At 67.2% G+C, this 20025-nt stretch carries 18 protein-coding genes; 16 read left to right on the forward strand and 2 right to left on the reverse strand.

Annotated features, from left to right (window positions below; genetic code table 11):
- The first annotated feature begins 31 nt into the window (after positions 1-31).
- The 6 genes from IGS68_RS12490 (at position 32) to IGS68_RS12515 (ending at position 6575) form a co-directional block, all read left to right on the forward strand.
- A complete protein-coding gene (locus IGS68_RS12490) occupies positions 32-1429 on the forward strand; it encodes a pyruvate dehydrogenase complex E1 component subunit beta (protein ID WP_201080428.1) in 1398 nt (465 codons plus the stop codon).
- Between the two features lie 58 nt (positions 1430-1487).
- Positions 1488-2882 (forward strand): pyruvate dehydrogenase complex dihydrolipoamide acetyltransferase, encoded by a 1395-nt coding sequence (locus IGS68_RS12495; protein WP_201080430.1) that lies wholly within the window; start codon positions 1488-1490, stop codon positions 2880-2882.
- A 15-nt stretch (positions 2883-2897) separates the two neighbouring features.
- Positions 2898-4301, forward strand: coding sequence for a dihydrolipoyl dehydrogenase (lpdA, locus tag IGS68_RS12500; protein WP_201080432.1), 1404 nt, complete (start codon positions 2898-2900; stop codon positions 4299-4301).
- Between the two features lie 135 nt (positions 4302-4436).
- Positions 4437-5396, forward strand: coding sequence for a lipoyl synthase (gene lipA, locus IGS68_RS12505; protein WP_201080434.1), 960 nt, complete (start codon positions 4437-4439; stop codon positions 5394-5396).
- A 9-nt stretch (positions 5397-5405) separates the two neighbouring features.
- On the forward strand, positions 5406-5879 hold the full coding sequence (locus tag IGS68_RS12510) for a type II toxin-antitoxin system RatA family toxin (protein ID WP_201080436.1): 474 nt from the start codon (positions 5406-5408) through the stop codon (positions 5877-5879).
- Positions 5880-5897: 18 nt separating this feature from the next.
- The gene (locus tag IGS68_RS12515) at positions 5898-6575 is read left to right on the forward strand and encodes a DNA/RNA non-specific endonuclease (RefSeq protein WP_201080439.1); all 678 of its coding nucleotides are present in this window, start codon (positions 5898-5900) and stop codon (positions 6573-6575) included.
- Here IGS68_RS12515 and IGS68_RS12520 read toward each other — a convergent pair.
- Both IGS68_RS12520 and IGS68_RS12525 read right to left on the reverse strand, forming a co-directional pair.
- Positions 6560-7060 carry a CinA family protein gene (locus IGS68_RS12520; protein WP_201080441.1) on the reverse strand — a complete coding sequence of 167 codons (501 nt, stop codon included), beginning with the start codon at positions 7058-7060 and terminating at the stop codon, positions 6560-6562. The genes IGS68_RS12515 and IGS68_RS12520 overlap by 16 nt on opposite strands.
- Before the next feature lie 15 nt (positions 7061-7075).
- A complete protein-coding gene (locus tag IGS68_RS12525; RefSeq protein WP_201080443.1) occupies positions 7076-8251 on the reverse strand; it encodes a bifunctional 2-C-methyl-D-erythritol 4-phosphate cytidylyltransferase/2-C-methyl-D-erythritol 2,4-cyclodiphosphate synthase in 1176 nt (391 codons plus the stop codon).
- A gap of 108 nt (positions 8252-8359) precedes the next feature.
- Here IGS68_RS12525 and IGS68_RS12530 point away from each other — a divergent pair, with 108 nt between their 5' ends.
- The 10 genes from IGS68_RS12530 (at position 8360) to hfq (ending at position 20004) form a co-directional block, all read left to right on the forward strand.
- Positions 8360-9175 carry a cytochrome C assembly family protein gene (locus IGS68_RS12530; protein ID WP_201080445.1) on the forward strand — a complete coding sequence of 272 codons (816 nt, stop codon included), beginning with the start codon at positions 8360-8362 and terminating at the stop codon, positions 9173-9175.
- 151 nt (positions 9176-9326) lie between these two features.
- Entirely contained in the window at positions 9327-10313 is a 987-nt protein-coding gene (gene dusB, locus IGS68_RS12535) for a tRNA dihydrouridine synthase DusB (protein ID WP_201080447.1), read from the forward strand.
- Entirely contained in the window at positions 10313-11443 is a 1131-nt protein-coding gene (locus IGS68_RS12540; protein WP_201080449.1) for a two-component system sensor histidine kinase NtrB, read from the forward strand. Before dusB ends, IGS68_RS12540 begins: the two co-directional genes overlap by 1 nt.
- Entirely contained in the window at positions 11443-12897 is a 1455-nt protein-coding gene (ntrC, locus tag IGS68_RS12545; RefSeq protein WP_201080451.1) for a nitrogen regulation protein NR(I), read from the forward strand. The genes IGS68_RS12540 and ntrC overlap by 1 nt, the downstream gene beginning before the upstream one ends.
- A gap of 72 nt (positions 12898-12969) precedes the next feature.
- A complete protein-coding gene (locus IGS68_RS12550; RefSeq protein ID WP_201080453.1) occupies positions 12970-15243 on the forward strand; it encodes a sensor histidine kinase NtrY-like in 2274 nt (757 codons plus the stop codon).
- The gene (ntrX, locus tag IGS68_RS12555) at positions 15233-16639 is read left to right on the forward strand and encodes a nitrogen assimilation response regulator NtrX (protein WP_201080455.1); all 1407 of its coding nucleotides are present in this window, start codon (positions 15233-15235) and stop codon (positions 16637-16639) included. The genes IGS68_RS12550 and ntrX overlap by 11 nt, the downstream gene beginning before the upstream one ends.
- Before the next feature lie 21 nt (positions 16640-16660).
- A complete protein-coding gene (trkA, locus tag IGS68_RS12560) occupies positions 16661-18037 on the forward strand; it encodes a Trk system potassium transporter TrkA (RefSeq protein ID WP_201080457.1) in 1377 nt (458 codons plus the stop codon).
- A 55-nt stretch (positions 18038-18092) separates the two neighbouring features.
- Positions 18093-18956 carry a D-amino-acid transaminase gene (locus tag IGS68_RS12565; RefSeq protein WP_201080459.1) on the forward strand — a complete coding sequence of 288 codons (864 nt, stop codon included), beginning with the start codon at positions 18093-18095 and terminating at the stop codon, positions 18954-18956.
- On the forward strand, positions 18953-19678 hold the full coding sequence (locus IGS68_RS12570) for an HAD family hydrolase (RefSeq protein ID WP_201080461.1): 726 nt from the start codon (positions 18953-18955) through the stop codon (positions 19676-19678). Before IGS68_RS12565 ends, IGS68_RS12570 begins: the two co-directional genes overlap by 4 nt.
- Before the next feature lie 77 nt (positions 19679-19755).
- Positions 19756-20004, forward strand: a complete 249-nt coding sequence (gene hfq / locus IGS68_RS12575) for an RNA chaperone Hfq (RefSeq protein WP_158045550.1) — start codon at positions 19756-19758, stop codon at positions 20002-20004.
- Positions 20005-20025: the final 21 nt, after the last annotated feature.

Here is a 20025-nt window from a genome sequence, read left to right on the forward strand (position 1 = left end):
GGAGCGCGGAACCGGTGCCGGAGGAACTGCAATGCCGATTGAAATTCTGATGCCGGCGCTGTCGCCGACCATGACGGAAGGCAAGCTGGCCAAATGGGTCAAGCAGGAAGGCGACGACGTCAAGTCGGGCGACGTCCTGGCGGAGATCGAGACCGACAAGGCGACCATGGAGGTCGAGGCGGTCGAGGAAGGGAAGCTGGGCAAGATCCTGATCGCCGAGGGGACCGAGGGCGTCGCCGTCAACACCCCGATAGCATTGCTGATGGGCGAGGACGAGGACGCCAGCAAGCTGGAGACGCCGGAGGTCTCCGACGATACGCCGCAGTCCGTCGCCCTCCAGAAGGTCAAGGGCGAGGAAGAGACCAAGCCGACCCTGCCGGTCTCCCCCCCGGCCGGCGAGAAGGCCGCCCCGCCCGCCAGCGACGAGGACAAGTATTTCGAGAAGACCGTCAAGCTGACCGTCCGCGAGGCGCTGCGCGACGCCATGGCGGAGGAGATGCGCCGTGACGACAAGGTCTTCGTCATGGGCGAGGAAGTCGCGGAGTACCAGGGCGCCTACAAGGTGACCCAGGGCCTGCTGGCGGAGTTCGGCGACCGCCGCGTGATCGACACCCCGATCACCGAGCACGGCTTCGCGGGCCTCGGCGTCGGCGCCGCCTTCCACGGCCTGAAGCCGATCGTCGAGTTCATGACGTTCAACTTCGCCATGCAGGCGATCGACCACATCATCAACTCCGCCGCCAAGACGCTCTACATGTCCGGCGGCCAGATGGGCTGCCCGATCGTGTTCCGCGGGCCGAACGGTGCCGCCTCGCGGGTCGCCGCACAGCACTCGCAGGAATATTCCAGCTGGTACGCCCACGTGCCGGGCCTCAAGGTGGTGGCGCCCTATTCCGCGTCCGATGCCAAGGGCCTGCTGAAGTCCGCGATCCGCGACCCCAACCCGGTCGTGTTCCTCGAGCACGAGATCCTGTACGGCCACAGCTTCGACGTGCCGGAGGACCCCGAATTCACCATCCCGATCGGGCGCGCCAAGATCCTGCGGGCCGGCAAGGACGTGACGATCACCGCCTTCTCCTTCATGGTCGGCCATGCGCTGGCCGCCGCGGAGCGCCTGGCGGAGCAGGGCATCGAGGCCGAGGTGATCAATCTCCGCACGATCCGGCCGCTCGACACCGAGACGATCGTCAACAGCGTCAAGAAGACCAACCGCCTGGTCTCGGTCGAGGAAGGCTGGCCCTTCGCCGGCATCGGCGCCGAGATGTCCGCCCTTATGATGGAGCAGGCGTTCGACTATCTGGATGCCCCGGTCTACCGGGTCCACGGCGTGGACGTGCCGATGCCGTACGCCGCCAACCTGGAGAAGCTCGCCCTGCCGCAGCCCGAGGACATCGAAAAGGCTGCCAAGGCCGTTCTGTACCGGAGCTGACGCGACAACAAGACGGCGCGCCGGCACCGCTCCCGGCGCGTCCTCGGGGGGACACTAGATGCCGATTGAAATCACCATGCCGGCGCTGTCGCCGACGATGACCGAGGGCAACCTCGCGAAATGGCTCAAGAAGGAAGGCGACAAGGTCGAGTCCGGCGACGTGATCGCCGAGATCGAGACCGACAAGGCCACGATGGAAGTCGAAGCGGTCGATGAAGGCACGCTTGGCAAGATTGTGGTCCCCGAAGGCACCCAGGGCGTCGCCGTCAATCAGGTGATCGCCCTGCTGCTGGAAGAGGGCGAGGACGCCTCCGCCCTGGACGGCGGCGGCAAGCCCGCCCCGAAGCCGGCGGACAAGCCCGCCGACGGTGGCGCTTCCGCGGCCCCCAAGGCCGATGCCGCCCCCAAGGCCGACGCCGCGCCCGCCCCGCAGTCCGCCCCGGCCCATGGCGGCGCCCCCGACGGCGCCCGTATCTTCGCCAGCCCGCTCGCCAAGCGCATGGCCGAGCAGTCCGGCCTGGACCTGACGCAGATCCGCGGCAGCGGCCCCAACGGCCGGATCGTCAAGCACGACGTCGAGGCCGCGATCTCGGGCGGCACCGCCAAGAAGGGCGCCAAGCCCGCCGCGGCTGAGGCTCCCAAGACCGAGGCGCCCAAGCCGGCTCCGTCCGACGCGGCGGGGCAGGCGGCCAGCCAGTCTCCCGCGGCGGTCCAGTCCGCGCAGAAGCCCGCCGGCGTCGATGCCCGCGACTTCTCGACCAAGCTGGGGATGAAGTTCCGCGAGATCCCGAACTCGGGCATGCGCAAGGTCATCTCGCGCCGCCTGACCGAGGCAAAGCAGACCGTCCCGCACTTCTACCTCACGATCGACCTCCAGATCGACCAGCTCCTGAAGACGCGGGCCGAGCTGAACGGCCGGTCGGACGAGTACAAGCTGTCGGTCAACGACTTCGTCATCCGGGCCTCGGCGCTCGCGCTGAAGAAGGTGCCGGCCGCCAACTCGGCCTGGACCGACGACGCGATCCTCCAGTACGAGAACGCCGACATCTCGGTCGCGGTCGCGACCCCGACCGGCCTGATCACGCCGATCATCAAGGCGGCCGAGACCAAGGGCTTGGTCGAGATCTCGAACTCCATGAAGGACATGGCGAAGCGCGCCCGCGACGGCAAGCTGAAGCCGGAGGAGTTCCAGGGCGGGACCTTCTCGATCTCCAACCTGGGCATGTTCGGCATCCGCGAGTTCGGCGCGATCATCAACCCGCCGCAGGGCTGCATTCTGGCGGTCGGCGCCGGCGAGCAGCGGCCGATCGTCAAGGACGGGGCGCTGGCCGTCGCGACCATGATGAGCTGCACGCTGTCGGTCGACCACCGCGTGGTGGACGGCGCGGTCGGCGCCGAGTTCCTGGCCGCCTTCAAGAAGCTGATCGAAGATCCGCTGTCGATGCTGCTCTAAGGGGAGAACAAGCCTGTGGCTGATACTCAATTCGACCTCATCGTCATCGGCGGCGGACCCGGCGGCTATGTCGCCGCCATCCGGGCGGCCCAGCTCGGCATGAAGACCGCCGTCGTCGAGCGCGAGCACCTGGGCGGCATCTGCCTGAACTGGGGCTGCATCCCGACCAAGGCGCTGCTGCGCTCGGCCGAGGTATCGCACCTTCTGCACCACCTGGACGACTATGGCTTCTCCGCCAAGGAGGTCAGCTTCGACCTCCAGAAGGTGGTCAAGCGGTCGCGCGGCGTCGCCTCCCAGCTCTCCGGCGGCGTCAAGCACCTGCTGAAGAAGAACAAGGTCACCGTCATCGACGGCCATGCCACCCTGCTCGGCAAGGGCAGGATCAAGGTCGAGAAGGACGGCACCACCACCGTCGGCGAGTTCCAGGCCAAGCACATCATCATCGCGACCGGCGCCCGGGCCCGCGAGTTCCCGAACATGAAGGCCGACGGCAAGCTGGTCTGGACCTATCGCCACGCGATGGTCCCCGACACCATGCCCAAGTCGATCCTGGTGATCGGCTCCGGCGCGATCGGCATCGAGTTCGCGAGCTTCTACCTGAACATGGGCGCCAAGGTCACCGTGGCCGAGATGGTCGACCGCATCCTCCCCGCGGAGGACGAGGAGATCAGCGCCATGGCCCGCAAGTCGTTCGAGAAGCAGGGCATGAAGATCTACACCGGCGCCAAGGTCGGTGAGTTCCAGAAGGGCGCCGACAGCGTCACGACCACCATCGAGGCCAACGGCAAGACCGAGACCATCACGGTGGACCGGGTCATCCTGGCGGTCGGGATCGTCGGCAACGTCGAGAACATCGGCCTCGAGAACACCAAGGTGAAAACGGAGAAGTCGCACATCCTGGTGAACGAGTGGCTGGAGACCGACGAGCCCGGCCTCTACGCGATCGGCGACGTGGTCGGCGCTCCCTGGCTGGCCCACAAGGCGAGCCACGAGGGCGTGATCTGCGTCGAGCACATCGCCGGGATCAAGGAGGCCCACCCGATCGACGTCCGCAACATCCCGGGCTGCACCTACTCGCACCCGCAGGTGGCCAGCGTCGGCCTCAGCGAGGCGAAGGCGAAGGCTGCGGGCTACGAGGTCAAGGTCGGCCGCTTCCCGTTCATCGGCAACGGCAAGGCGATCGCCCTCGGCGAGCCGGAGGGCATGGTCAAGACGGTGTTCGACGCCAAGACGGGCGAGTTGCTGGGCGCCCACATGATCGGCGCCGAGGTGACCGAGTTGATCCAGGGCTACGGCATCGCCAAGACCATGGAGACGACCGAAGCCGAATTGATGCACACCATCTTCCCGCACCCGACCCTGTCGGAGATGATGCACGAGTCCGTCCTCGCGGCCTATGGCAGGGCGATCCACTACTGACGGCCCGTCGCCGTGCCGGGCTCCCCGCGTCCCCGGCACGGCGCCTCCTTTCGAAGGAGTTGGGTCAATTTGCACCTTGATGTCCGTGCCGGCGCGTTACACTTCTGGCACAGGCATATGGAGCTTGAAGAAATCATGACCGCATCCCCCCCGATCGACCGCGTCCGCCATCCGGAAAAGGCCCACCGGCCGGACAACCCGGTGCAGCGCAAACCGGATTGGATCAGGGTCAAGGCACCCGTTTCCGCCGAATATGCCGAGACGCGGCGCCTGATGCGCGGCCTGAAGCTGAACACCGTCTGCGAAGAGGCGGCCTGCCCGAACATCGGCGAGTGCTGGAAGAAGAAGCACGCGACCTTCATGATCCTGGGCGCCGTCTGCACCCGCGCCTGCGCCTTCTGCAACGTGGCGACCGGACGCCCGGACCTGCTGGACCCGCACGAGCCCGACAACGTCGCCGAGGCGGTCGGTTCGCTGGGGCTGGAGCACGTGGTCATCACCTCCGTCGACCGCGACGACCTGGACGATGGCGGCGCGGACCATTTCGCCCGCACGATCCTGCGCATCCGCGAGACGGCACCCGGCACCACGATCGAGATCCTGACGCCCGACTTCATGCGCAAGAAGGGGGCCGTGGAGCATGTCGCGAGGGCCCGGCCGGACGTGTTCAACCACAACCTGGAAACCGTGCCCCGCCTCTATCCGACGATCCGTCCCGGCGCCCGTTACTTTACGTCCCTCAACCTGTTGTCCCGTGTGAAGGAGCTGGAACCCGGCATCTTCACGAAGTCCGGCATCATGGTCGGGCTTGGCGAGACCAAGGAAGAGGTGTTGCAGGTGATGGACGACCTCCGGGCGGCCGACGTGGATTTCCTGACCATCGGCCAGTATCTCCAGCCCACGCCCAAGCATGCCGCGGTGGACCGATTCGTCACGCCGGACGAGTTCGCCAGCTACGCGGCGATCGCGCGCGGCAAGGGCTTCCTGATGGTTTCCAGTTCGCCGCTGACCCGCTCGTCCTACCATGCGGGCGACGATTTCCGACGGATGCGCGACGCGCGCGACGCCAAGCTTGCCGCGGCCGCCGCCTCCTAAGGAAACCTGATGCCGACACACGCAGAGAAGCGGGTACTGCCGTACAAGCCTGAGCAGATGTACGACCTCGTGGCCGACATCGAGCGTTATCCGGAGTTCCTCCCCTGGTGCCTGGCGGCGCGGATCCGCAAGCGCGAAGGGGACGTGATCTACGCCGACCTGATCATCGGCTTCAAGATGATCCGGGAGCGATTCACGTCCCGGGTGACGCTGAGCCCGCCCGACCGGATCGACGTCTCCTACACCGAAGGCCCCTTCAGCTACTTGAACAACCACTGGATCTTCCTGCCCACGGAAGACGGCGGCTGCCTGATCGACTTCTACGTCGATTTCGAGTTCCGCTCGAAGATGCTCCAGAAGATCATCGGGGTGCTGTTCAACGAAGCCGTCCGCCGCATGGTCGCGGCGTTCGAGAGCCGGGCGCGGCAGCTTTACGGCGACGGGACGACCACGGCCGGCACCACGACCTCGACGCCGGCCTGAGCGGTCGCAAGTCCTGGAATGCCAAAGAGCATTGTGTTCAGCGCCGTCAACATCGACGGCGCCAGGTCCGACCGCACCGTCAAGCGCACCAACGTCTGGCGGTTCGATCCCCGCATCGGGCGGGAATTCCAGATCCTCGACGGCGTCTACGGCAACGACAAGGAAGGCTTCTTCAGCCGCGGGCACATGACCCGCCGGGAAGACCCGAACTGGGGCGACAAGAAGACCGCCAGGCAAGCCGACGCCGACACCTTCCACGCCACCAACGCCTGCCCCCAGCGGCAGTCGTTCAACGGCGGCATCTGGCTCGGCCTGGAGGACCATATCCTCGACAACACCGATCGGGAGAACATCCGGATCTCGGTCATCACGGGGCCGGTGTTTCAGGAGGACGATCCCGTCTACTACGACGTCCCGATCCCCCTGGAGTTCTGGAAGGTCGTCGTCTTCACCAACGCCGCCACCCGCCAGCTTACCGCGATAGGCTACAAGCGGTCCCAGGCCCGCCTGCTTCCGGCCCGGCGGCGCCGCTTCATCTTCGGCGACTTCGAGGATTCGCAGGTGAGCATCGCCGGCCTTTCCGAGGATACCGGTTTGGACTTCGGCGCCTACGTGCCCTTCGATGTGCTCGAAAAGGGCGATCCCGGCCTGCGGATCGCCCTGTCCAGCGTCAGGGACCTTTACCTGTCGCCCTGAGACGCCGCCCCCGCCGCCAGATCCAGCGCGACCATCACCGCCGCCCGCCGCACCGCCGACCGGTCGCCCTCGAAGATTCGGCGCTCGTGGCGGAGCGCGCCGCCGCGCCTAGCGACCCCGAAATAGACCAAGCCGACCGGCTTGCCCGGGGTGGATCCTCCCGGCCCGGCGATGCCGGTGACGGCGACCGCCGCATCGGCCCGGGAATGGGCGACCGCGCCGGCCGCCATCGCCTCCGCCACCTCTGGGCTGACGGCGCCGACGCGGCCGATCAGGTCGGACGGCACGCCCAGCAGTTCCGTCTTCGCCTCGTTGGAATAGGTCACGAAGCCCCGCTCCACCACGCTGGAGGAGCCGGCGATCTCCGTGAGGGCGGCGGCGATCAGGCCGCCGGTGCAGGACTCCGCCGTCGCCAGCTTCAGCCCCGCCGCGTCGTAGGCGGCCAGGACGGCTCGGGCGCGTTCCAGGACGTCGTCGGAAAACATCGGCGCTTCTCCTTCTCAGGTCCCCGGCAGGCAGATGGTGGCCACCGCCTGGGCCGCGATCCCTTCGCCCCGGCCGGTGAAGCCCAGCCGCTCGGTCGTGGTCGCCTTGACGCTGACCCGGTCGGGCGCGATTTCCAGAAGCTCGGCCATGCGGGCGACCATCGCCTCCCGGTGCGGGCCGATCTTCGGGCGCTCGCAGATCAGGGTCACGTCGGCGTGGGCGATCACGCCCCCGCGCTCGCGGACCATGCCGACCGCGTGGCGCAGGAACAGGGCGCTGTCGGCGCCGCGCCATTGCGGGTCGCTGGGCGGGAAATGGCTGCCGATGTCTCCTGCGGCCAGCGCGCCCAGGATCGCGTCGGTCAGGGCGTGCAGCCCCACGTCGGCATCGGAGTGGCCTTCCAGCCGCGCCTCGTGGGGTACCTTGATCCCGCACAGCACCACATGGTCGCCGGCCGAGAACCGGTGGACGTCGTAGCCCATCCCGATCCGCACGTCCTGCGGCGGGGAGGGTATGGAGGCGTTCATCAGCATGGCGGCCTGCGCCAGATCATCGCGATTGGTCACCTTGAGGTTTTCCACATTGCCTTCCACCAGGGCCACGTCCAGACCCGCCCGCTCCGCCACCGCCGCGTCGTCGGTCAGTTCGGCGCCGGCCAGTTCCCGATGCGCCCGCAGGATCTCGCCGAAGCGGAACCCCTGCGGCGTCTGGGCGCGCCACAGGCCGGCACGCTCCACCGTGCCGCTGACCAGGCCGCCGGTGCCGCGTTTCAGCGTGTCCGTCACGGGAACGGCGGCGATCGCGGCGGGAACCTCGTCCAGCCTGTCCCGGACCGCCTGGACCGTGGCCCCGCTCACCAGCGGCCGGGCGGCATCGTGGATCAGCACGAAGTCGGGCACCGGGTCGCGCGCAGCCAGCCGTTCCAGCCCGAGACGGACCGATTCCTGGCGGGTCGCGCCTCCCGCCACGGGTTCGGGCAGGTCGAGGCCGGCGATTGCGGCATCATAAAGCTCGCGGTGGCCGGGTTGGATCACCACCTGGACGGCATCGACGTAGGCATGGCGAAGAAACGCGCCGACCGTATGGTGCAGCACGGCACGGCCGCCCAGATCCTGGTATTGTTTGGGGCGGTCGCCGCCGAAGCGTTCTCCGCTGCCGGCGGCGACGATCAGCGCCACGCATGAGGTCATGATCGGGTCCGCATCCTTCGAAGCACCTTGGAAGTTTCGGGCGCCGAGCCTAGCCTGTCGCGCAGCCGCAGCCAAGCGGCCATCCGGACCGGAATAGAACGGGAAAGCATGTTCCAGAACGTCATGTTCAGCCTCACCGCCCTGCTGGCCCTGATGCCGGCCTCGCTGCTGGCCTATGTTCGCGACGGATTCCGGCAGGGCAGGGGACCGGACGCCGTGTTCTGGGCGGTGCTGTTCGTGGCCGTCGCGGGTCCGCTCGCCTGGTCCGTGATCCAGCTCGACGGGACATGGCGCACGGGACTGTCCACGACCCTGTGGGTCAGCATCGCCGCCTGCATGGTGCTGTACTCCGGGCTGTGCCTGACCACCCGCTCCGGCTGGCGGCTGATGCCGCTGCTGCTGCCCTACCTGTTGCTGGTCGGACTGTTCGCGACCGCCGCCACCGAGGCGCCGGACCCGACGCTGAGCGCCTCCGCCCCGACCGTCTGGGTCGACCTGCATATCGGGGTTTCCGTCACGACCTATGCCCTCCTGACCCTGGCCGCGGTCTCGGCCCTGGCGGCCTTCCTGCAGGAGCGGGCGCTGAAAGCGAAGCGCCCGACCCCGCTGACCCGCATGCTGCCCCCCATGGCCGACAGCGAGCAGCTCCAGGGGCGGCTGCTGGTGGCATCCGAGATCGTGCTCGGCCTCGGCCTCGCGACCGGCATGTCCGTCCTGTACTTCGAGCAGGGCGTCCTGTTCCGAGTCGACCACAAGACAGTCCTTTCCGTCGCCACCTTCGTGGTCATCGGCGGGCTGCTGATCGCCCATGCGGCGACCGGCGTACGGGGCAGGCGGGCCGCCCGCTTTGTACTTCTTGCTTTTCTGCTGCTCACTTTGGGCTATCCCGGCGTCAAGTTCGTCACGGATATTTTAATCTCCTGAGCTATTGAGGACCAGCAGGCGTCCGGCGGGCCGGATCTCGCCCGGCCGTCCACCCAGTGATGGTTTCATCGGCATTCTTCGCGCTTGCGATATTTTCCGGATGCGTGCTAGCCTGCACAAAATGACAGCATTACAGGGAATTGCCCAAAACATGGGCATCAACATCGGATCCATCAGGATCGACGACCCCGTCATCCTGGCCCCCATGTCGGGCGTATCGGACATGCCGTTCCGCCGGCTGGTCAAGCGAGCCGGCGCCGGCCTCGTCGTGTCGGAAATGATCGCGAGCCAGGCGATGATCCGCGCGTCGCGCCAGACCATGAAGATGGCGACCAACTGCGCCGAAGAGTTTCCCATGGCCGTGCAGCTCGCCGGATGCGAGCCCGCGGTCATGGCGGAAGCGGCCAGGCTGAACCAGGATCGGGGCGCCGCGCTGATCGACATCAATTTCGGCTGCCCGGTCAAGAAGATCGTCAACGGGCACGCCGGATCGTCCCTGATGCGGGACGAGGTCCATGCCGCCCGCATCCTGGAGGCGACGGTCAAGGCGGTGAACGTTCCGGTCACGCTGAAGATGCGGCTGGGCTGGGACGACGCGAACCGCAACGCCCCCAATCTGGCGCGGATTGCACAAGAATGCGGCATCCGCATGGTCACGGTCCATGGGCGCACTCGGTGCCAGTTCTACACCGGCACCGCCGACTGGAAGGCGATCCGCGCGGTGAAGGAGGCGGTCTCGATCCCGGTCATCGCCAACGGCGACATGACCGCCTTCGAGGACGTGACCCGCTGCCTGGCGGAGTCCGGCGCGGACGGAGTCATGATCGGCCGGGGGACCTATGGCCGCCCCTGGTTCATCGGGCAGGTCATCCATTACCTGCGCACCGGCGAGCGCCTGCCCGATCCGCGGCTCGAAGACCAGCTCGCCACCCTTATCGAACATTACGAGGCCATGCTGGAACATTACGGCACCGACGCCGGCGTCAAGATCGCCCGCAAGCATGTTTCCTGGTACAGCAAGGGTTTGCCCGGCTCGGCCGAGTTCCGCGCCGAGGTCAATCGCGTCTCCGATCCGGCCGTCGTGCTCGGCATGATCCGGTCCTTCTACTCCCCCGAGATCGAACGGATGGCAGCTTGATGGCGCGCGCGGTAACCCCCCTGCGGCGGAAGGCGATGCGGCAGGAGATAGACCCCTCCGGCATCCTCAACGCCCTGCCCGACCCGGTGCTGGTGATCGGCCACAGGAACGAGATCCGGTACGTCAACCTGGAAGCCCAGGAGTTCTTCGAATGCGGCGCCGCGGCCCTGATCGGGCAGCCGCTGACCGACCTGCTGCCGTCGGACAGCCCGGTCTTCTTCCTGATCGAGCAGGCATTGGCCGGCGGCGCCAGCATGTCGGAATACGGCGTGACCCTCGACACCCCCCGGATCGGCATCCACCTGGTCACGGTCCGCGTGGCCCCGCTGGGCGAGCCGGCGGATTGCGTGGTGATGTCGCTCCATGAGAAGTCGATCACCCGCAAGATCGACAACCAGCTTACCCACCGGAACGCCGCCCGCTCGGTCACCGCCATGGCCGCGATGCTGGCCCACGAGGTCAAGAACCCGCTGTCCGGCATCCGCGGCGCCGCGCAGCTGCTGGAACAGAACGCGTCCGAACCCGACCGGGAGCTGACCCGGCTGATCTGCGACGAGTCCGATCGCATCGTGGCGCTGGTCGACCGGATGGAGGTGTTCTCCGACAAGCGGCCGCCGGAGCGGACGGCGGTCAACATCCACAGCGTGCTGGAGCATGTCCGCAAGGTGGCCCAGAGCGGCTTCGCCCGGACGGTCCGCTTCACCGAACGCTACGACCCGTCCCTGCCGGACGTGTATGGCAACCGCGACCAGCTGATCCAGGTTTTCCTCAACCTGATTAAAAATGCGGCAGAAGCTGTTCCCGAACAGGGCGGCGAGATCATCCTGAGCACGGCCTACCAGCACGGCGTCCGGCTGGCGGTTCCCGGCACCGACAGCCGCGTCCACCTGCCGTTGCTGATCAGCGTGCAGGACAATGGCAACGGCATACCGGAGGATCTCCGGTCGCATCTGTTCGATCCGTTCGTCACGACCAAGCGGAACGGAACCGGCCTGGGTCTTGCATTGGTTGCGAAACTGATTGGCGACCATGGCGGAGTCATCGATTTCGAGACGCTGCCGCGCCGAACCGTATTCAAGGTATCGCTACCCATGTATGCCGATTTCGAACAGTCTCTGGAGCCGTCGTAATGCCGTCATCGACGATCCTGGTCGCCGATGACGACCGCGCGATCCGCACTGTGCTGAACCAGGCCCTGATCCGGCTGGGCCATGACGTGCGGACCACGGGGAACGCGTCGACCCTGTGGCGTTGGGTCGCTGACGGGCAGGGCGACCTCGTCATCACCGACGTGGTGATGCCGGACGAGAACGGGCTCGACCTGATCCCGCGCATAAAGAAGATCCGTCCCGAGCTGCGCGTCATCGTGATGAGCGCGCAGAACACGCTGATGACCGCGGTCAAGGCGGCCGAGCGGGGCGCCTTCGAGTACCTGCCCAAGCCGTTCGACCTGAAGGAACTGGTCAGCGTGGTGGAGCGCGCGCTCAGCGCGCCGCAGCCGCTCGCCCTCAACGGCAACAGCGTCCTCGACGATGCCGAGACCGAGGAGCAGCTCCCCCTGATCGGCCGCTCGGCGGCGATGCAGGAGATCTACCGGGTGCTGGCCCGGCTGATGGGCACCGACCTGACGGTGATGATCACCGGCGAGTCCGGCACCGGCAAGGAGCTGGTCGCCCGCGCGCTCCATGAGTACGGCAAGCGCCGCAGCGGCCCCTTCGTCGCGATCAACATGGCCGCGATCCCGCGCGAGCTGATCGAGTCGGAGCTGTTCGGCCACGAGAAGGGCGCCTTCACCGGCGCCACCACCCGTTCCACCGGCCGGTTCGAGCAGGCCCAGGGCGGCACCCTGTTCCTGGACGAGATCGGCGACATGCCGCTGGAAGCCCAGACCCGGCTGCTCCGCGTCCTGCAGGAGGGGGAATACACGACGGTAGGCGGCCGCACGCCGATCAAGACCGACGTCCGGATCATCGCGGCGACCCACCGCGACCTGCGCACGCTGATCCGCCAGGGCCTGTTCCGCGAGGATCTGTTCTACCGGCTCAACGTCGTGCCGATCCGCCTGCCTCCGCTCCGGGAACGGAGCGAGGACATCCCGTCGCTGGTCCGCCACTTCCTGACCCTGACCTCCGCCCAGGGGCTGCCGATCAAGAGCATCGACGGCCCGGCTATGGACCGGTTGAAGCGCTACCGCTGGCCCGGCAATGTGCGCGAGCTGGAGAACCTGGTGAGACGCCTCGCGGCGCTCTACAGCCAGGAAGTCATCGGCATCGACGTGATCGAGTCAGAGCTGGCCGACGCCGCGCCGGCCACGCCCCAGGTCGAGGAGCACCAGAACGAGGGCCTCAGCTCGGCGGTTGAACGGCACCTGAAAGATTATTTCGCGGCCCACAAGGACGGCATCCCGGCGGCGGGCCTCTACGACCGCGTCCTTCGGGAAATCGAGCGCCCGCTGATCTCGCTCAGCCTGTCCGCGACGCGCGGCAACCAGATCAAGGCTGCACAGATGTTGGGACTTAATCGGAACACCCTCAGAAAGAAGATTCGCGAACTGGATATTCAGGTCATCCGTGGGCTAAAATAACACACCCTGCATCGGTCTCGTGACATCCTGGTCACAGGACGGGTTCAGGGCGAGCCCGGTGCGACGAGACAGATGACCAGCGAACCCGCGGGTATGCCGCAATCCTTCTGGAGTCAGTTCCTGATCTGGGCCAGCCGCGTCGGGCTGGCCGGCAAGCTCGCCGTCGCGCTGGCCGTAGCCGCCATCGGCGCCGGCTTCGCGACCTACGCGGCGCTGACCGCGACGCCGCCGTTCGGGAACGACCCGAACACGGTCAGCCTGCTGCTGACGCTCGACCTGGCGCTGCTGCTGCTGCTCGGCGCCATCATCGCGCGGCGCATCGTCGGCCTGTGGATCGAGCGGCGCCGAGGCCTCGCCGGGTCGCGCCTGCATGTCCGGGTGGTCGCGACCTTCAGCCTGCTGGCGGTCATGCCGGCGATCATCGTCGCGGCCTTTTCCGCCATCTTCTTCTATGTCGGCGTCCAGTCCTGGTTCAGCGAGCGGGTGCGCACCGCGATCAACGAGTCGCGCGCCGTCGCCCAGGCCTACCTGCACGAACACCAGCAGGTGATCCGGGCCGACGCTCTGGCCATGGCCAACGACCTCAACCGGGAGGCTGCGCGCCTGCTGACCGACCCCGGCCGGTTCGCCCAGGTGGTCGCGACCCAGGCCGCGCTGCGGGCCTTGACCGAGGCGATCGTGTTCGACGGCAGCGGCCGGATGCTGGCGCGTTCCGGCCTGTCCTTCACCCTGGAGTTCGAGCCGATTCCCGAAAGTGCCCTGGAGCGCGCCCGGCAGGGCGAGGTCGTCCTGATGGTGACCGACACCGACGACCGGGTCAGGGCGCTGGTACGGCTCGACCGCTTCGTGGATACCTTCCTGTTCGTCGGCCGGCTGGTCGAGCCGCGGGTGTTGAGCCACATGGAGTCGGCCCAGGAGGCCGCCAGCGCCTATGCCGAGCTGGAGGGCAAGCGCTCCAGCCTTCAGATCACGGTGACGCTGATCTTCGTCGTGGTGGCGCTGCTGCTGCTGCTGGCCGCGGTCTGGATCGGCCTCAATTTCGCGACGGCGCTGGTGGCGCCGATCGGCTCCCTGATCGGCGCCGCCGAGCGGGTGCGGGCAGGGGACATGGGCGCACGTGTGCCCGAGCTGCTGCCGGAGGACGAGCTGGGCACGCTGTCGCGCGCCTTCAACCGCATGACCAGCCAGCTGGAGAGCCAGCGGCGGGAGCTGATCGAGGCGAACCGCCAGCTCGACCTGCGCCGCCGCTTCACGGAGACCGTGCTGGCCGGCGTCTCGGCCGGCGTCGTCGGCCTCGACCACGAGGGCCGCATCAACCTGCCCAACCTGTCGGGCGCCCATCTGCTGGGCGTCGACGACCCGGAGATCCTGATCGGCCGCAAGCTGGTCGACGTGGCGCCGGAGATGGGCGAGCTGATGGGCATGATCCGTCGCCGCCCGGCCAAGCTGATGGAAGCCCAGGTCCAGCTCCGCCGCGCCGGGACCACGCGGACCCTGCTGGTCCGGGTCGCCGCCGAGTCGGTCGGAAGCGACATCCGCGGCTTCGTCGTGACGTTCGACGACGTCACCGAGCTGCTCTCGGCGCAACGCAAGGCTGCCTGGGCCGACGTGGCGCGTCGCATCGCGCACGAGATCAAGAACCCGCTGACCCCGATCCAGCTCTCGGCCGAGCGATTGCGCCGAAAATACCTCAAGGAAATCACCAGCGACCCCGAGACGTTCCAGATGTGTACCGATACCATCGTACGCCAAGTGGACGATATCGGCCGGATGGTTGACGAGTTCTCCGCCTTCGCGCGGATGCCGAGCCCGGTGATGAAGCCACAGAACATCAACGAACTGTGTCGCCAAGCCGTGTTCCTCCAATCCAGCGCACATCCCGCCATCAAGTTCACGGCCGACCTTCCGCCGGGGCCGCTCACCGTGCCGTGCGACGGCCGGCAGATTTCCCAGGCCCTGACCAACCTGCTCCAGAACGCGGTGGACGCGATCGACGGCCGCTCCGCTCCCGACATCGGGACGCTGCCGCCCGGGCAGGTGGATCTCGGCCTCGAGGTCCACGACGACCGCGTGTCGATCGTGATCGCCGACAACGGCAAGGGATTGCCGCACGAGGAACGCGACAGGCTGACCGAGCCCTACGTCACCACGCGGGCCAAGGGCACCGGGCTGGGGCTCGCCATCGTCAAGAAGATCATGGAGGACCATGGCGGCGAACTGGTGCTCGAAGACAGGGCTTCCGGCCCGGGCGCGCAGGTCCGCCTCGTGATCCCCAAGACCGAAATCGCCGCGCCGGCCGTGGCCGCCGAAGAAACGCAGCAGAAACAGAGTCGCTATGGCGCATGACATTCTGATCGTCGATGACGAAGCGGACATCCGCATGCTGATTGCGGGTATCCTTGAAGACGAAGGCATGAAGACCCGGCAAGCCGGCGACGCCGACCAGGCCATCGCCGCGGTCGGTGCCCGAAGGCCGAGCTTGGTGATCCTCGACATCTGGCTCCAGGGGAGCCGGCTCGACGGCATCCAGATTCTCGCCGAGCTCAAGCGCGAGCATCCGAACCTGCCGGTCATCATGATCAGCGGCCACGGGACGATCGAGACCGCCGTGTCCGCGATCAAGCAGGGCGCCTACGACTTCATCGAGAAGCCGTTCAAGGCCGACCGCCTGCTGGTCCTGGTCGAGCGCGCGATCGAAGCCGCCCGGCTCAGGCGCGAGAACGAGGAACTGAAGCTCCGGACCGGCGGCCAGATCGAGCTGATCGGCAAGTCGTCGGCGATCAACCATGTCAGGCACTCGATCGACAAGGTGGCCCCGACCGGCAGCCGCGTCCTGATCACCGGGCCGGCCGGGTCCGGCAAGGAGGTCGTCGCCCGCCTGCTCCATGCCCGCTCCCGCCGGGCCGACGGCCCCTTCGTCGGGCTGAACTGCGCGACCATGCGGCCCGACCGGCTGGAGGTCGAGCTGTTCGGCACCGAGCACGGCCAGGATGGCCTGCCCCGCAAGGTCGGCACTTTCGAGCAGGCCCATGGCGGCACCCTGCTGCTGGACGAGGTGGCGGACATGCCGCTGGAGACCCAGGGAAAGATCGTCCGCGTGCTCCAGGAGCAGACCTTCGAGCGGGTCGGCGGCAGCGCGAGGGTCGAGGTCGATGTCCGGGTGATCGCGTCGAGCAACCGCGACCTTCCGTCGGAGATCGAGGCCGGCCGGTTCCGGCAGGACCTGTTCTACCGCCTCAGCGTCGTGCCGATCCGGGTTCCGCCGCTGACCGAGCGCCGCGAGGACATCCCCCTGCTGGCCCGCCACTTCATGATCCGCTCGTCCGAGACGGCGGGCCTGCCGGCCCGCGACTACGGCGAGGACGCGATGGCGGCGCTCCAGGCCTATGACTGGCCGGGCAACGTGCGCCAGTTGCGCAACGTGGTGGATTGGCTGCTGATCATGTCGACCGGCGACCCGCGCGAGCCGATCCGCGCCGACATGCTGCCGCCCGAGATCGGCGCCATCACCCCGACGGTCCTGAAGTGGGACAAGGGCGGCGAGATCATGGGCCTGCCGCTGCGCGAGGCCCGCGAAGTGTTCGAGCGCGAGTATCTGCTTGCCCAGGTGACCCGGTTCGGTGGCAACATATCCCGCACGGCCGCGTTCGTGGGAATGGAGCGTTCCGCCTTGCACCGCAAGCTGAAATCCTTGGGCGTGCACGGCAACGACAAGCCTCCCCACAAGCTGGCCGGGGATTGAGCTCATGAAGGTCACCGGTCCATGAAGGTCATCGTCTGCGGCGCCGGCCAGGTCGGCTCCAACATCGCCCGCTATCTCGCGACCGAGAACAACGACGTCACCGTGATCGACCAGTCCCCGGAGCTGATCCAGAAGATCAGCGACACGCTGGACGTCCAGGCCATGGTCGGATTCGCCTCCCACCCGAACGTGCTGGAGCAGGCGGGCGCCGCCGACGCCGACATGATCATCGCGGTCACCCTGGCGGACGAGGTCAACATGGTGGCCTGCCAGGTGGCGCACTCGCTGTTCAACGTGCCGACAAAGATCGCCCGCGTCCGGAACCAGAGCTACCTGGCGCCGATCTGGGCGGACCTGTTCTCGCGCGAGCATATGCCGATCGACGTGATCATCTCGCCCGAGATCGAGGTGGCCCGGGCTGTCGCCCGCCGGCTCCAGGTGCCGGGCGCGTTCGACATGATCCCGCTGGCCGACGGCAAGGTCCGCGTCATCGGCGTCATCTGCACCGACAATTGCCCGATCCTGCACACGCCGCTGCGCCAGCTCACCGGCCTGTTCCCCGACCTGAACCTCGAGGTCGTGGCGATCGTCCGCAACGACAAGCCGATCATCCCCGGCGGCGACGACCAGATGCTGCCGGGCGACGAGGTCTATTTCGTCGCCGACACGCGGCACCTGGGACGGGCCATGGCGGCCTTCGGCCACGAGGAGACCGAGGCCCGCCGGATCATCATCCTGGGCGGCGGCAACATCGGCCTGTGCCTCGCCGAGGAGCTGGAGGCGAAGCACCCGCAGGTCAGCGCGCGGATCGTCGAGGTGGACCGCGGCCGGGCCCAGTACATCGCCCAGCGGCTGAACCGGACCATGGTGCTTCACGGCGACGGGCTCGATCCGGAGATCCTGGAGGAAGCCAACGTCCGGGCGGCCGAGACGGTGGTCGCCGTGACGAACGACGACGAGGGCAACATCCTCGCCTCGCTGCTCGCCAAGCGCTACGGCTGCCAGCGCGCCATCACCCTGATCAACAAGACGACCTATTCGCCGCTGGTCACCACGCTCGGCATCGACGCCGTGGTCAGCCCGCGCACCATCACGGTCTCGACCATCCTACAGCATGTCCGGCGCGGCCGGATCCGCGCGGTCCACAGCCTGCGCGAAGGCTTCGCCGAGGTGATCGAGGCGGAGGCGCTGGAGACTTCCAGCCTGATCAACACGCCCCTGCGGGAGATCAAGCTGCCGACCGGCGTGATCGTCGGCGCCATCGTGCGGGGCGAGGAGGTGATCATTCCCAGGCCCTCCACGGTGATCAAGCCGCACGACCGGGTCATCATCCTGGCCGCGGTCGGGCAGGTGAAGAAGGTCGAGAAGATGTTCGCGGTTCGGCTCGAGTTCTTCTGATCCTCCGTCGTCCCGTTCCACGATCCCGAAAAGCTCATCCAAAGAAGCGGAAAGCATGGCTCGATACGCATATGTCAACGGCCGGTTCGTTCCCCATGGCGAGGCGATGGTCCATGTCGAGGACCGCGGATTCCAGTTCGCCGACGGTGTCTACGAAGTCGTCACGATCATCGGCGGCAGGCTCGCCGACGAGCAGGGGCACCTGGATCGCCTGGCACGGTCGCTGAACGAACTGCGGATCGCGTGGCCGGTGGCTCCCCACGTGCTCAAGCTGCTGATGCGCCGGCTGATCGCCCGCAACCACGTGACCCAGGGGACGATCTACCTCCAGATCACGCGCGGCGTCGCCCCGCGCGACTTCAAGTTTCCGAAGCACTCCCGCAGCAGCCTCGTCATGACGACGAAGCGGGCGACCGCCTTCGCGACTCCGGAACAGCTGGAGAACGGGGTCAAGGTGATCTCGATTCCCGACATCCGCTGGCTGCGCCGGGACATCAAGTCGGTGGCGCTGCTGCCGCAGGTGCTGGGCAAGCAGCAGGCGGTGGAGGCAGGCGCGTTCGAGGCGTGGCAGCTCGACCCGGACGGCGATGTGACCGAGGGCTGCTCCAGCAACGCCTGGATCGTGACCGAGGACGGCACCCTGGTGACCCGCCATGCCGACAACCTGATCCTGAACGGCGTGACCCGCCTGTCGATCATCCGGCTGGCCAGGGAAGCCGGCATCCCGTTCGAGGAACGCGCCTTCTCGCTGGAGGAAGCCTACCGGGCGCGGGAAGCTTTCGTTTCCAGCGCCAGCACCTTCGTGATGCCGGTCACGCGGATCGACGACCGCACCGTCGGCAACGGCAAGCCGGGTTCCCTGGGAGAGCGCCTGAGGCAGGCCTACCTGGAATATGCCCGGACGGCGGGCGCGTCGTGACGGCGGATCTCGGGGGCGCACCCCTTGGCGACGGCGACCCGACGCGGCTGCCGCGCGCGGTCCTGTTCGATTGGGACAATACCCTGGTGGACAACTGGGGCTGCATCCATGCCGCGCTGAACGCCGCCCTGGTCGCCCACGGACTGCCGCCCTGGAGCCTGGAAGAGACCCGCCTCCGCGTCCGGCAGAGCCTGCGCGACAGCTTCCCCCGCCTGTTCGGCGACCGCTGGACCGATGCGCGAGACATCTTCTACGACCATTTCGGCCGCCACCATCTCGATTACCTGAAGCCGCTCCCGGGTGCCGAGGGGCTGCTGTCGGCGCTGGCCGGGCAGGGCGTCTATCTCGGGGTGGTCAGCAACAAGACCGGCCGCTTCCTGCGGGCCGAGTCGGCCCAACTCGGTTGGGACCGCTACTTCGGCAAGCTCGTCGGAGCGGGAGATGCGCCACAAGATAAACCTGCGGTTGATCCTATCCACATGGCCCTTGAGCCCGGCGGGTTGATTGCCGGTCCCGACGTCTGGTTCATCGGCGATGCAGACGTGGATATGCAGTGCGCCCATGCCGGGAGATGCGTCCCGATGCTGATCGGGAACGGTCCGGACGATTTCGGGAATTTTCCGCCTGCGCACCGGTTTGACACTTGCGATATAGTATCCGACTTGGTGCGGCGCCTTGGCGCCCCCATATCGCTGGAGACTCCAGTCGAACAACGAAAATAGCCCAACAAAAGGGTTATGGAATGTTATCCGGGCTCTGGGATGGGGCCCCAAGAACCATCACAACGGGGCGATTGCATATGTCCGAAAAAAGTCAAAATGTTCAGGACGTTTTCTTAAACCACGTCCGAAAGAACAAGACCCCGGTCACCGTGTTCCTGGTGAACGGTGTCAAACTCCAAGGCATCATAACGTGGTTCGACAACTTCTCCGTCCTGTTGCGACGCGATGCGCATAGCCAACTGGTCTACAAGCACGCAATCTCGACCGTGATGCCTGCCCATCCTATTCAACTTTTCGAGCCGCCCAAGGAAGGTGAAGGTACCTAACGCACCCGATCAGGGCACCGG

Origin of the sequence: Skermanella sp. TT6 (assembly GCF_016653635.2) — a bacterium.
GTDB classification, from domain to species: domain Bacteria; phylum Pseudomonadota; class Alphaproteobacteria; order Azospirillales; family Azospirillaceae; genus Skermanella; species Skermanella cutis.